This window comes from Amycolatopsis vancoresmycina (assembly GCF_000716785.1).
GTDB lineage: Bacteria > Actinomycetota > Actinomycetes > Mycobacteriales > Pseudonocardiaceae > Amycolatopsis > Amycolatopsis vancoresmycina.
In genome coordinates this window covers 14,466-26,478 of sequence record NZ_JNYY01000026.1, presented here as the reverse complement: position 1 = coordinate 26,478, position 12,013 = coordinate 14,466, and the positions used below count along the sequence as shown (strand labels likewise).

General features: G+C 72.4%; 14 protein-coding genes. 6 read left to right on the top strand and 8 right to left on the bottom strand.

The genetic code is table 11. The features are described from left to right. Positions 1 to 228: 228 nt before the first annotated feature. Positions 229 to 1,428, bottom strand: coding sequence for a polysaccharide biosynthesis protein (locus tag OO60_RS39225; RefSeq protein ID WP_004559151.1), 1,200 nt, complete (start codon positions 1,426 to 1,428; stop codon positions 229 to 231). A 71-nt stretch (positions 1,429 to 1,499) separates the two neighbouring features. On the opposite strand from OO60_RS39225, the gene OO60_RS39220 reads away from it, so the two are divergent. From OO60_RS39220 to OO60_RS39210, 3 genes are read left to right on the top strand one after another with little or no spacing between them, the layout of a single operon-like run. Further along, complete coding sequence (locus OO60_RS39220) at positions 1,500 to 3,182, top strand: MmpA family trehalose lipid delivery protein (protein ID WP_033263284.1); 1,683 nt, start codon at positions 1,500 to 1,502, stop codon at positions 3,180 to 3,182. Between the two features lie 3 nt (positions 3,183 to 3,185). Continuing rightward, positions 3,186 to 3,368 (top strand): hypothetical protein, encoded by a 183-nt coding sequence (locus tag OO60_RS39215; RefSeq protein WP_004559149.1) that lies wholly within the window; start codon positions 3,186 to 3,188, stop codon positions 3,366 to 3,368. Between the two features lie 5 nt (positions 3,369 to 3,373). Beyond that, positions 3,374 to 4,426 (top strand): hypothetical protein, encoded by a 1,053-nt coding sequence (locus tag OO60_RS39210; RefSeq protein WP_004559148.1) that lies wholly within the window; start codon positions 3,374 to 3,376, stop codon positions 4,424 to 4,426. Positions 4,427 to 4,441: 15 nt separating this feature from the next. Here OO60_RS39210 and OO60_RS39205 read toward each other — a convergent pair whose 3' ends face one another. Next, a complete protein-coding gene (locus OO60_RS39205) occupies positions 4,442 to 5,620 on the bottom strand; it encodes a glycosyltransferase family 4 protein (RefSeq protein ID WP_240490835.1) in 1,179 nt (392 codons plus the stop codon). A gap of 136 nt (positions 5,621 to 5,756) precedes the next feature. On the opposite strand from OO60_RS39205, the gene OO60_RS39200 reads away from it, so the two are divergent. Next, positions 5,757 to 6,452 (top strand): methyltransferase domain-containing protein, encoded by a 696-nt coding sequence (locus tag OO60_RS39200; protein ID WP_033263297.1) that lies wholly within the window; start codon positions 5,757 to 5,759, stop codon positions 6,450 to 6,452. A gap of 3 nt (positions 6,453 to 6,455) precedes the next feature. Here OO60_RS39200 and pgfA read toward each other — a convergent pair whose 3' ends face one another. Beyond that, positions 6,456 to 7,526: a cell envelope lipid trafficking protein PgfA gene (pgfA, locus tag OO60_RS39195; protein WP_004559145.1), complete on the bottom strand. Its 1,071-nt coding sequence runs from the start codon at positions 7,524 to 7,526 to the stop codon at positions 6,456 to 6,458. A 255-nt stretch (positions 7,527 to 7,781) separates the two neighbouring features. On the opposite strand from pgfA, the gene OO60_RS39190 reads away from it, so the two are divergent. Further along, the gene (locus tag OO60_RS39190) at positions 7,782 to 8,297 is read left to right on the top strand and encodes a hypothetical protein (protein WP_004559144.1); all 516 of its coding nucleotides are present in this window, start codon (positions 7,782 to 7,784) and stop codon (positions 8,295 to 8,297) included. Here the strand turns inward: OO60_RS39190 and OO60_RS39185 are convergent. From OO60_RS39185 to OO60_RS39170, 4 genes are all read right to left on the bottom strand, one after another. Then, positions 8,294 to 8,506, bottom strand: a complete 213-nt coding sequence (locus OO60_RS39185; RefSeq protein ID WP_004559143.1) for a helix-turn-helix domain-containing protein — start codon at positions 8,504 to 8,506, stop codon at positions 8,294 to 8,296. The two genes, OO60_RS39190 and OO60_RS39185, sit on opposite strands and share 4 nt — an antisense overlap. Next, complete coding sequence (locus OO60_RS39180) at positions 8,506 to 8,985, bottom strand: DUF2975 domain-containing protein (protein WP_004559142.1); 480 nt, start codon at positions 8,983 to 8,985, stop codon at positions 8,506 to 8,508. The genes OO60_RS39185 and OO60_RS39180 overlap by 1 nt, the downstream gene beginning before the upstream one ends. A 56-nt stretch (positions 8,986 to 9,041) precedes the next feature. Beyond that, positions 9,042 to 10,214 (bottom strand): PucR family transcriptional regulator, encoded by a 1,173-nt coding sequence (locus tag OO60_RS39175; protein ID WP_004559141.1) that lies wholly within the window; start codon positions 10,212 to 10,214, stop codon positions 9,042 to 9,044. 95 nt (positions 10,215 to 10,309) lie between these two features. Next, positions 10,310 to 10,939 carry a class I SAM-dependent methyltransferase gene (locus OO60_RS39170; RefSeq protein WP_004559140.1) on the bottom strand — a complete coding sequence of 210 codons (630 nt, stop codon included), beginning with the start codon at positions 10,937 to 10,939 and terminating at the stop codon, positions 10,310 to 10,312. A 42-nt stretch (positions 10,940 to 10,981) separates the two neighbouring features. On the opposite strand from OO60_RS39170, the gene OO60_RS39165 reads away from it, so the two are divergent. Continuing rightward, on the top strand, positions 10,982 to 11,449 hold the full coding sequence (locus OO60_RS39165) for a nitroreductase family deazaflavin-dependent oxidoreductase (protein WP_004559139.1): 468 nt from the start codon (positions 10,982 to 10,984) through the stop codon (positions 11,447 to 11,449). On the opposite strand, the gene OO60_RS39160 is transcribed toward OO60_RS39165, so the two are convergent. Further along, positions 11,439 to 11,972 (bottom strand): GNAT family N-acetyltransferase, encoded by a 534-nt coding sequence (locus OO60_RS39160; RefSeq protein ID WP_004559138.1) that lies wholly within the window; start codon positions 11,970 to 11,972, stop codon positions 11,439 to 11,441. The two genes, OO60_RS39165 and OO60_RS39160, sit on opposite strands and share 11 nt — an antisense overlap. Positions 11,973 to 12,013: the final 41 nt, after the last annotated feature.

Below are 12,013 nucleotides of genomic sequence, written 5' to 3'. Positions count from 1 at the left end.
CCGCTCAGGAACCCGCAACCCCCGTGATCGGAGACGGAACTCGCGTGATCGGGCGCGGAACTCGCGTGATCCAAGCCGGAACTCGCGAGTTCCGCCTTCAATCACGCGAGTTCCGGCTTGGATCACGCCGGTTGCGGTTCTGATCACGCGAGTTGCGGCGCTGGTCCCGGGCGTCCGGAGCGCGCGGAACTGTCGGTGCCCTCCGGTAGCGTGGAAAACGGGGGCTGCTCAGGCCCGGCGGGGCCGGAACTCCAGGAATGCGCCGGCCGCGGCCAGGGCGCCGGCGCAGCACGCCGCCGCCGTCACCACCTGCGTTGCCGAGCCGTGCAGCCACGTCGTGATCAGCACGGCCTCCACCACGACCGCCGACCACATCAACGCCGTCACGCGGCGGTCGCCGTCCGCCAGGCGGGCGTACAGCAGGATCTGCACCAGCGCCAGCATCGAGCCCGCCAGCGCGAACGGCCACACCGGCATCGTGCTGCCCGCGTACCGCGCCCCGCCGATCAACGCCAGCAGCGAAGGACCGAGCACCAGCGAAACCAGCAGCACCACCGCGTCCAGGCCGCCGCACACCAGCAGCGCCACCGGCAGCACCCGGCGGCGGCGGTCGGACACCGCGAACCGCGGCAGGACCAGCACCCCCACCGCCTGCGGCAGCCAGTACGCGATCTTCGTGACGATCGCCCCGAGCGCGTATTCCCCGGCCGAAGCCGACGGCAGCGTGTGGCGCGCCAGCACCAGGTCCAGGTTCACCAGCAGCACCAGCGCCAGCATCGCCTGTGCCGTGTGCAGGACCTCGCCGCCGTGGCGGTCGGCCCAGCGGGGACGCGGGCGGCCGCAGACCTGCCAGCCCGCCACGACCACCGCCAGCGAACCGATCGCCGCCCCCGCCAGCGCTCCGGTGGGCGATCCCGCGACCACCAGCCCGGCCAGGGAACCGCCGACCTTGCCCACGCCCTCCAGGGCGATCAGGCCGGCCAGCACCGCGAACCGGTGACTGCCCTGCAGCAGCCCGTGGAACACCCCCAGCAGCGTCAACGGCCCGAGCGCCGCCGTCACCAGCAGGGCCGGGGTCAGCGAGCCCAGGTGCAGCAACAGCACGAGCAACGGGCTCAGCGTCAGCGCCGCCGTCGCGACGATCGCGCTCGTCACCAGGCCGAGCGCGAACACCGAACCCGGCGCGAGCGACGGCGAGCGCGCCACCCGCAGCGCCACCACCGTCTGCAGGCCCATCGCCGGCACGACGCCGACCACCAGCACCGCCAGCAGCGAGCTCAGCTCCCCGAACGCGCCCGGCGCGAGGATCCGCGCCGCCGCCAGGCTCAGCACGTAGCTCGCCGCGTTGTTGCCCGCGAGCGCGAGCGAGACGAGGATCGCCGCGACCCGGTTGCCGGTCCGGGCCGGGACTTCGGTGTCTACGCTCAACGGCGGGCTCCCATTACCGGCGGGTAATGACCTGGGGACCCTAACCGCGCCGGCAACGGAAAGGAAGGGCCGTGGACGCACCGGGCAGACGGCCGGCCCTCCTCGTGCTGTCGGCGTTGCTGGCCTTCGCCGTCTGCTCGCCCCTGCTCGGCCGCGGGTTCGTCCTGAGCTACGACATGGTCTTCGCGCCACGCCAGTACTTCGTGCCGGACGCCTTCGGGGCGGGGAGCACGCTCCCGCGGTCCGTGCCCGCCGACGCCGCCGTCGCGCTCGCCACCACCGTGCTGCCCGGTGACGTCGTCCAGAAAATCGTGTTGCTCCTGGCCGTCTTCGGTGCCGCCCTCGGTGCCGGGCGGCTCGTCCCCACCGAGCACACCGGAACCCGGCTCGTCGCCGCGACCGCCTACGCCTGGACGCCGTACGTGGCCGAACGGCTCTTCATCGGACACTGGCCGCTGTTGCTGACGTACGCGTGCCTGCCCTGGATCGCCGCCGCCGGGCTCGCCGCGCGCAGGCACGAACCGGATTCCCTGCTCAGGCTCATCATCACGAGCGCTCCGGCGGTGCTGACGCCACCGGGCGGGGTGCTCGCCGCCGCCGTCATGGTCGTGACCGCCGGGTCCCGCCGGCTCTGGCAGACCCTCCCCATCGCCGTCGCGCTCAACCTGCCGTGGCTGGTGCCGACGTTCCTCAACACCGGCGGCACGTTCTCCGACCCCGGCGGCGTCACGGCGTTCAGCGCCCGCGCCGAAAGCTGGGGGCCCGCGCTGCTCAGCGTGCTCGGCCTCGGCGGCATCTGGAACGCCGAAACCGTGCCCGGCAGCCGGGCCATGCCGCTGGTCCCGGTGCTGACGCTCGTCGTCGCCGCCGTCGCGGTCGCCGGGCTGTGGCCGCTCGCCAAGCGGTGGGGCGCGGCACCGGCCCGTTCCCTGTTCCTCCTGGGCCTCCTGGGCGTGCTGCTGGCGTCGCTGGCGACGCTCCCGGGCGGCGACGCGCTGCTCACCGCCGCGACGCGGCACGTGCCCGGCGCCGGATTGCTGCGGGACGCCCAGAAATGGGTCGCGTGGTGGGCGCTGCCGCTCGCTCTCGGTCTCGCGCTGGCCGTGGAAACCGCCGCCACGCACCTGAAAACCGCGCGGGGACGCGCCGCACTGGTGACGGCGGTGGCCGTCTTCCCGCTCGTCACCATGCCGGACCTGGCCTGGGGCGGCTGGGGACGGCTCGGCACCGCGCAGTACCCCGGCGACTGGCAGGCCGTGTCCGAAAAGCTCGGTGACCGGCCCGGCGACGTGCTGGCCCTGCCGCTCTCGGCGTTCCGCGGGTTCGCCTGGAACGACGACCGCACCCAGCTCGACCCGGCGCCGCGGGTGCTGCCGGGTCCGGTGCTGATGGACGACACCCTGCAGGTCGGCACCGAACGCATCGCCGGGGAGGACCCGCGGATCGGCGACGTCCGCGCCGCGACGTCCGCGCGGGAGCTCACCGCCGCCGGCATCGGCTGGATCCTCGTCGAGCACGGCACTCCCGGCGACGTCGACCCGAGGTTGCTCGCCGACGCGACGCCGGTGTGGTCGGGTGAATGGCTGACGCTGTACCGGACCCCGGGTGTGCCGGCGGTGAAAGCCGTGCCGTGGACGCCGGTGTTGCTGGCGAACGGAGTAGCGCTGACGTTGCTGTGCGTCGCACTGTTGTGCCGCATGTTACCGATGCGTACATTGGGCCGCGGCAGGATTTTCCCGCCGCGGAAGGAGTGACACGTGGGCACGCTCATCGGCGCGGTCGTCGCCGTCATCATCGGCGGCGGGGTGGCGACCGGGGCGGGGTTCGCCCTCATCAAGGGCGCGGACCCGGACACGGCCGCCCCGGTGCAGGAAAAGCTCAACGCGCAGGTGAAGTACAACCCGGCCGACCACCCCCTCAAGCTCTACGGGGACCGCTGACGCGCGTGACCCGGCTCGCCTCCGACCACGCCCACCGCGTCGTCGGGCTCTACGGCGACCCCACCGTTTCGTGGAGCATCCTCCTCGAAGCGGAACTCGGCGTGGCCGCACCGGAACCGGAGAAGCTCCGCGCCCGGCTGGCGGCCGCCGTCCAGCAGTACCCCCACCTCGGTGCCCTGCCGGAAATCGAGCCGATCACCGATCCGGTGGCGGTCCGCGACCGCTTCGCCTCGGCGCCTTACGAACGCGCTGCGCCGCTCGTGCGCGTCGCCGCCGGCGCGGAGACGCTCCTGATCGCCGCGCACCACGGCGCCCTCGACGGCCTCGGTTTGCTGGCGCTGCTCGGCATCCTCCTCGACGTCCCGGTTTCCTCGGCCGCGACCGGGATCGGCGAACGGTCGGGCGGCACTCCCTTTGCCCTGTCAGCCGTCCAGCGGCTCGCTGAGGCGCTTTTCGCGCCACCGGGCCGGATCGCCCCCGACCGCGAGCGCGAGGCGCCGGGTGACGTCTTCGTGGCGTCGCACGAACCCGGGCTGCGGCTGGGTGCCGCGGGGTTCGTCGCGGCCGCGGCGCACGCCACCGAACGCTGGAACCGCGCGCACGGCGCCCGCACGGCCCGGGTCGTGGCTGCCTTGGGCGCGTCACGGCGGTCCGGCGCGGCACCGGAACCGGTGCACGACAGCGCGTTCTTCCGGCTGCGGCTGAGCCCGGCGGCCGACGTCGCCGCGGTGCTCGCCGCGCAGCCGCCGGAGCCGGACTTCCCGGCCCGCAGCAGCCGGCTGGCCCGCTTGGGCACGCGGCTGCTGGCGAGCCGGCTCGGGTCGACGTTCCTGGTGTCGAACCTGGGGGCGGTGTCCACGGCGGACACGGTGCGGTCACTGGCGTTCTACCCGGCGGCGAGCGGCCGCTCCGGTGTGGCGTTCGGCGCGGCGACCACCGGGGGCACCACCACGGTCACCGTGCGCGCCCGCCGCAAGGATTTCGACGCGCGTGCTGCCGCGGGGTTGCTGCGCGAGTTCCGGGACGCGGTGCAGGACCAGGCGGCGCGGCGGTCCTGAGTGGCCCGTCCGGTGTTATCCGGCGGCCGCCGCCGGATACCTCGATTCGTGCGGGTTTCCCGGCGGCGCGATGGCCAGCACCCGCGGCCGCGGCGCCGGGAGCCCGGCGACCTCCCGCACCAGTGACTCGAACTGCCCCACGCTCGCGTCCCAGCTGTACCGTCCCGCCCGCTCGGCGCCCGCCAGGCCCATCTCCGCGCGCCGCAACCCGTCGGCCAGCAGGCCGTCGATCCGGTCGGTGAAGTCGTCGAAGTCGTCGGCCAGCAGGCCGGTGCGGCCTTCCACAATGGACTCCGTGACGCCGCCGGCCGCGCGGTAGGCGATCGAGGGCACGCCGTGCGCCGCGGCCTCCATGATGACGATGCCCCAGCCCTCCTTCACCGACGGGCACAGGTGCAGCCACGACCGCGCGAGGATCTCGTGCTTGGCCTGCTCGTCCACCCAGCCGTGCAGGACGACCCGGTCGGCGACCCCGCGCGAAGCCGCGTGGCCGCGCAGCACCTCCTCCCACGGCCCCTGGCCGACGACCTCCAGCCGCAGGGACGGCCAGCGCCGCGCGAGCCGCGCCACGGCGTCGATCGCGTGCTCGATCCGCTTGTGCGGCACCAGCCTGCTCACCGCGACCAGCGTGGGCGTCGTGTCCCGCTCGGACACGCACGCCGGCGGCGCGTCCAGCCCGTTCGGCACCACAGTCACCCGTTCGCGCTCGATGCCCAGCCCGGCCAGTTCCGCCTTGGTGACCTCGGAAACCGTGACGTACCGGCACCGGCGGAACAGCCACGGCGCCAGCCGCGACTCGATCCACCAGCCGATCCGGCCCAGCGTCTCGCCGAGCGCGCTGATCCACTGTTCCTTGTGGACGTGGTGCACGAGCACCAGCACCGGGCAGCCGGCGACCAGCCGGGCGAAGAACGGCATCCCGTTCTGCACGTCCACCACCAGGTCGGCGCGGGCCCGGCGGATCGCGCGCAGCGCGTGCGCGTAGACGCCGAACTTGTTGCCCCGCCGCCGGTAGCGGACGCCGTCGCGCCACTCGCCCGGCGTCGCGCCCGGGTACGCGGCGCACTGGATCTCCACCCGGTACCCCGCTCCGGCCAGCCCTTCGGCCATCCGCTCGACGTACCGCTCCGAGCCGCCGCCCTCGGGGTGGCCGGTGTCGCGCCAGTTGACGAGGAGCACACGAGGACGTTCCATCGGGTTATCCAAACTGTAGCGACGATGCTAGGTTACCGGTGCGTACACCCTAGATGAACGTATTCGGGAAAGCGACGGTTCAATGGTAGGTAATCCGGTGATCGAGCGACCGCACCGAGCCACGCTCGGCCGTTCCGTGACGCTGTTCCGGACATTCCTCACCGAGCAGACGGACCCGGACGGGTTCTATTCCGCGCTGGCCGCCGACTCCGTCCGGCAACTGGCGGCGCACACCCCGCTGTCCGGGCGCACGGTGCTCGACGTCGGCGGGGGTCCCGGCTACTTCTCCGACGCGTTCCGCGCGGCCGGCGCGGTCTACCTCGGCCTCGATCCCGACGTCGGGGAGCTGTCCGCGCGCGGCGAGCCCGGCGAGAACATGATCCGGGCCAGCGGCACGGAACTGCCGGTGCGCAGCGGTTCCGTGGACGTCTGCTACTCGTCGAACGTGCTGGAGCACGTCGGCGAGCCGTGGGTGATGCTCGACGAGATGTGCCGGGTGACCAAGCCCGGCGGCACGGTATTCGCGTCGTTCACGCCGTGGTATTCGCCGTGGGGTGGCCACGAGACGGCGCCGTGGCACTTCCTCGGCGGCCACTACGCCCGGCAGCGTTATGCGCGGAAACTGGGGAAGCAGCCGAAGAACAAATTCGGGGAAAGCCTCTTCCCGGTTTCCGTCGGTGCCGCACTTCGCTGGGCGAAAACGACGCCGCTGGCCGAGCTGGTGGCCGGGTACCCGCGTTACCACCCGAGCTGGGCGATGTGGATCGTGCGCATTCCCGGCCTCCGCGAAATAGCCTCCTGGAACCTGGTCCTGGTGCTGCGGCGGCGCTGAACCTCAGCGGTCGGCGCCGACCGGCACCCGGTGCCGCCGCTGCGGCGGGGCCGGCGGCTCGGCCGGGCGCCGCCGGACGAGCAGGAAGATCGCCACCACGACCAGCACGCCGCCGCCGATGCCGAGCCAGAGCGGGCCGGTGCTGGAGAGGAACTGCAGCCGGCCGCGGTTCGCGTCGATCTGGTCGACCATCCGCGCGACGGTGTTGCTGTTGTAGGCCAGCGTCCCGTCGAACACGACGACCGGGGCGGTGGCGCCGGACCGCAGCTCCTGGTGCTGCTGTTGCTGCTGCTTCACCTCGATCCCGGTGACCGGCTCGACCCACATCGTGGTGACGCCGCGGTAGTACAGGTCGGCGTCGACCGTCGGCTGGGTGGAACCGACCAGCGAGCCGGGCACCGACTTCGTCTCGAGCCGCGTGTCCGGGATGTCCTGGACGAACTTGTAGGTCTCGATCCCGTTGACCGTCTCGGTCCCGGTGTACCGGGCGGTGACGGCCTTCTCGGTGTTGTCGTCGTAGACCGGGTAGTCCTTCTGCTCGGTGCCGAACGGGAACTTGAAGTTCAGGCCGGGCTGGGGCTTGTACACGTTGTCCTCGGCCGGCTTCAGGCCGTCCTTGTCGGCCTTGTCCTTGAGCCTGGTGACGTAGCTGCTTTCCCGGGTGCACGCCGGGTCGGTGGCGCCCCGCGGGTCGTAGCCCTCCGCGGTGCGCCGGTCGAAGCAGACCTGCCGCTTGCTCGCGTTGACCACGGTGTCGTCGGCGTCGTCCTTGACCTGCACCGCGAGCAGCCAGACCGCGTAGTCGGTGTCCTGGTGCATCTCGGGCCGGGCGAAGTTCGCCTGCACGCGGGCGGTCGCGGTGAGCCGCCGGTTTTCGCGGATCTCGGCGACCGGGCCGGCGCCCTTGTCGGTCACGGCGAGGACCTTGCTCACGGTGCCTTCGAGCACCGACGTCGAGTCCTGGTCGAGGGGCACCTTGGCGAGCTTCGGGTAGACGTACGTGGGCAGCAGCACCGCCCCGGCGGCCGCGAAGACGCCCAGTGCCAGCAAGATCAGGCCGAAAGCACGTCGCAACGGTCCTCCTGGGTCGTGTTCGCCGCCACGCAAATTACCCGGCGGTAATCAGGGTGCCCGGATAGTGGCCTGCGCCACGCCGCGCGTCAAAGTGTGACCTGCGGTCACAGACACCCGGTGCCACCGGAAGGTCGCATGGGCACGGCCGTTCGGACCAAGCGACCAAACATGTTTGTTCCCGGGCACAACGGGCACGGGCCCACCATCGGACGATCCACCCGCCGCCGCGCCGGACCGAAGAGGAGTACCTCCCTTTTGCCCCAGGACCCTTCCCTGGTCGCCATCGCGGCGACCGCGCGCTGGCGGGCCCGGATCGTGGCGGCTGCCGCGAGCGCGGGAATCAGCATCACCGACCCGCAGGCGGGGGTGCCCGGTTTCGGCGTGCTCACCTGCGCTCCCGGTCACCTCGGCGCGATCGTGCCGCGCCTGGCGCGCGACGGCGAGCCGCCGCGCCCGGCGATCGGCGCGCACTCCGACTCGATCGCCGACCGCGAGCTGCGCAACGCGGTCGCGGACGTGGCCGCCCTGCTTTCCCTGCACGGCAACGTGGTCCTCGACCTCGACGCGGGTGGCCGGCGGCACCGCGGTGCCCGCACGGACGTGGTCGTCTCGGCCGGTGTGGACCGTCCCCAGTGGACGGAACCGGCGGTGCGCCTGCCGGTCGGCACGGACCGCAGGGGCGGTCCGCTGACGGTGGCGCTGACGGCAGGCCCCGGCTTCGAGGGCACGCTGCTGGACCTGGCCCGCCTGGTGGAGGCCGACGCGGCCTAGCTTTCGTCGTCGACCCACTCCAGGAGGTCGCCCGGCTGGCAGCCGAGGACCCGGCACATCGCCTCCAGCGTGCTGAACCGCACCGCCTTCGCCCGGCCGTTCTTCAGCACCGCGACGTTGGCCGGCGTCAGCCCGACCTGCTCGGCGAACTCCCCGACGCTCATCTTGCGCTTGGCCAGTTCGACGTCGATGCGCACGACGATCGGCATCAGATGACCGCTTCCAGGTCGGACCGCAGCGCCGTCGCCTGGCGCAGCAGGGCGCGCATGACCACCAGCACCAGGCCGAGCACGGTGATCGCCACCGTCACCAGGAACAGCAGCATCGGCATGCCGGGGTCGTCCGCGTTGAAGCCGACGAACACGAGCATGCCGACGACCACCAGCCACGCCGCCGCCACCGACCAGACGATCGCGTCGACCCACTTCAGGGACGCGGGCGTGAAGATCCGGTCCTTCTTGACCAGCGTCAGCAGCTTCCAGGTGGCGACGAGCACCACCTCGACGCACAGCACGAGGAACACCGCGATGGCGGTCAGCGGCCAGCGCAGCGGCGCGTCGTGCGGGTTCTGCTGGGTGTGGTAGGCGATCCCGCCCGGGAGCGAAAGCGTCTGGAACACGACGAGGACGCCGAAGAGCACCACGAGGAACACCCGGAGCGCGGCGACGGCCCATTTCTCGGTAACCATGCGCCGACTATCGCGGGTCATCTATCGAAAGTCAATCGGTAGTGATCGAAACTCGATCATTCCGGTTCGAGGCGGACCGACTCCAAGGCGACGTAGAGCTCGCCGATGTCGACCGGGTCGGTGAGGTCGCGCTTGGTCAGCTCCTGCACCCGGCGCAGCCGGTAGCGGACCGTGTTGGGGTGCACGAACAGCCGGTCCGCGGCCTCCTTGGCCGAGCCGTGGCCGGCGAACCAGGCGAGCAGCGTGTCCAGCAGGACCTTCCGTTCCGCGTCCGGCAGCGCGAGCACACCGGTCAGCGCCGCCCGCACGACGTCGCGGGCCATGCCCGGCGCGGCGGCCACCAGCGTCGTCACCGGCGAGTCGCCGAACACCACCACACCGGCCGTCGCGGACGGCAGCGAGCGGCGGGCGATCCGGGCCCGGTGCAGCGCGTCCGGGACGTCGGGGAACCCGCTGAACGGCCGGCTCATCCCGGCCGCCACCGGCAGCGACCCCAGCACCTCGCGCAGCCGCCGGACGTCCTCGACGCGGTCGATCGCGACCAGGCCCGCCTCGCCGCCGGGCCGCCACGCCGACCGCCAGCGCCGCGCCCGCAGCAGGGCCTCGACGCTGTCGTGCTCGTCCGGCTCGACCCGCTCGGTGACCACGGCGACGAACATGCCCGCCGTCGGCAGGCCCAGTTCCCGTGCGGCGGCCTCCATGTCCGCCTGCCCGGCGAGCCGACCGCGCAGCAGATCGTCCAGCAGCCGCGCGTTCGCGTGCGACGGCTCGGCCGCGACCTCCTCGTACGCCGTGGTCAGCGCGTCGGAGTAGAGGTCGATCGCCTTCCAGACGTAGGAGTTGATCTCGATCGTCCGGGTGGGGTTGAGGAACTCCGGCCCGGCGAGTTCGAGGAGTCCTTCGTAGACGAAGGTGCCGCCGATCCGGAACGCCCGCAGCACGGCGGGCAGCGGAATGCCCTGCCGGGCTTGGGCCAGCCCGGTCTTGCGGGCGGCATCGAGCGCGAGACCACGGCCTTCGGCCAGCGCGGTGAGGGCGCGTTCGAGGTTGGCCCGGCAGACCTGCCGCAGCTCACCGGGGGCGACGTCCTCGACCTGCCGGTAGAACTCGTCCTGCTCGCTGAGCAGCCGGGCCAGCCGGTCGGCGAACTCGGGCAGCCTGGCCAGCATCTCGCGCACGAGCTCGCGGTGTTCGCGAGGTACCGGCTCGGCCAGAGCTTCGATGCCCATCCCTCACTTTAGCTCGGGTCCGCCGCCCGGGACACGCACGAAGTTGAGCAAAATTCATGTCCATCGGGTGATCGACGTGGTGACCCCTTGACGACTCAGCCCGGCTTGCGGGCAGTCAGGTAGACGTGCGGCTCCGGCCCGGCGTCGGCGTGGTCCGGCACGAACTCCGCCTCCTCCGCGCGAACCACCTCCAGCCCCACCGCCCCCAGCAGCTCCTTCACCCGCCCGGCGGTGAAGGAGTACGCCCGCACCGGATGCCCCATGAAGACGATGTCGACCCCGTCGACGTCGACCGGCACCGTGGCGAACACGAGCGACCCACCCGGCTTCAGCCACGCCGCCAGGCGCCCGATCATCGTCTCCTGGTCGCTCCGCGGGAGCTGCAGCATCGAAAAGAACGCCGTGACCGCGTCCCACGTCCCGTCCTCGAAGGACAGTTCACGCATGTCCCCGAGCTCGAACCGGGCCGCGGGCACCTGCTGCCGCGCGATCTCCACCATCTTCGGCGCGACGTCGTAGCCGGTGACGTCGTGGCCGGCCGCGGCCAGCAGCTCCGCCGTGGGACGCCCGGTGCCGGAGCCGAGGTCGAGGACCCTGGCCTGCGGTGGCAGCGTGCCGAGCAGGTCGGTGAGCGCGGCGCGGTGGGCGGTCGCGGTGCGGAACGCGTGCTCGTAGGCGAGGCCGAGTGCGTCGAAGACCTCGGCGGCGGTTTCGGGGCGGGTCATGATCGCCCACCCTGCCAGACCTAGGATCGCGCCGTGGCTGGTTTGCGGGGTGTCTTCGCCGGGTTCGGCAAGAGCCGGGCGTTCGCCGTGCTCGGACGGGCGCTCGTGCCCGCCGACCGGGTGCTGCTGCGGATCAGCGGTGGCCGGGTCGGCGTCGGCGCCGCGGTCGGGCTGCGGACGCTGCTGCTCACGACCGTCGGGCGGCGCAGCGGCGAGCCCCGCCAGGTGCCGCTGCTGTACGTCGAGCGGGCCGGCGGGTACGTCGTCATCGGCTCGAACTGGGGTGGCGAGGCGCATCCGGCCTGGTCGGCGAACCTGCTGGCGCACCCGGCGGCGACGGTGTCCCGAGGCGGCCGGACCATCGACGTCACCGGCCGGCTCCTGACCGGGGACGAGCGCCAGGAGATGTGGGACGCGGTGGCGGCGTACTGGCCCGCGTACGACCGGTACGCCGTGCGTGCCGGGAACCGCGAAATTCGCGTTTTCCTGCTGGAGCCGGTCAGTCGATGAGGTCGGTGTGCCGGATCCGGTACACCTGCAGCCGCAGGTTGTAGTACTTGTCGGTCTCGCCGACCCACTGCATGCCGAGCCGCTTGGCGACCGCGATCGCCCGCGTGTTGTTCGGCCGCGCGACGGCGAACAGCTCTTCGGTGTCCTGGGTGAACGCCCACTCGATCAGCGCGGTCGCCGCCTCCGACGCGTAGCCCTGGCCCCAGACGCCGGGGCTGAGCTGCCAGCTGAGCTCGAGGTCCTCTTCGAACGGTGGGAGCAGCCGGATGCCGAGCCCGCCGATGACCGCGCCGTCTTCCTTGCGCTCGATCGCCCACCGGCCGCGCGGCGGCGGCAGGTTCGGCTGCGCCTCCTGCCATGCCTGCAGCACGGCACGCATCGCGCCGATGTCGCCGACGCGGTCCATGGCCGGGGTCAGCCAGTGCGTGACGTCCTCGGCGCCGTAGATCCCGAACGCGGCTTCGGCGTCGTCAGGTGTCCAGTCCCGGATCACGAGCCGGTCGGTGCTCAACGGGGTCTCCATACCAGGACGCTACGCCGGAAGGCCGCCGATTGTTCCCGGCG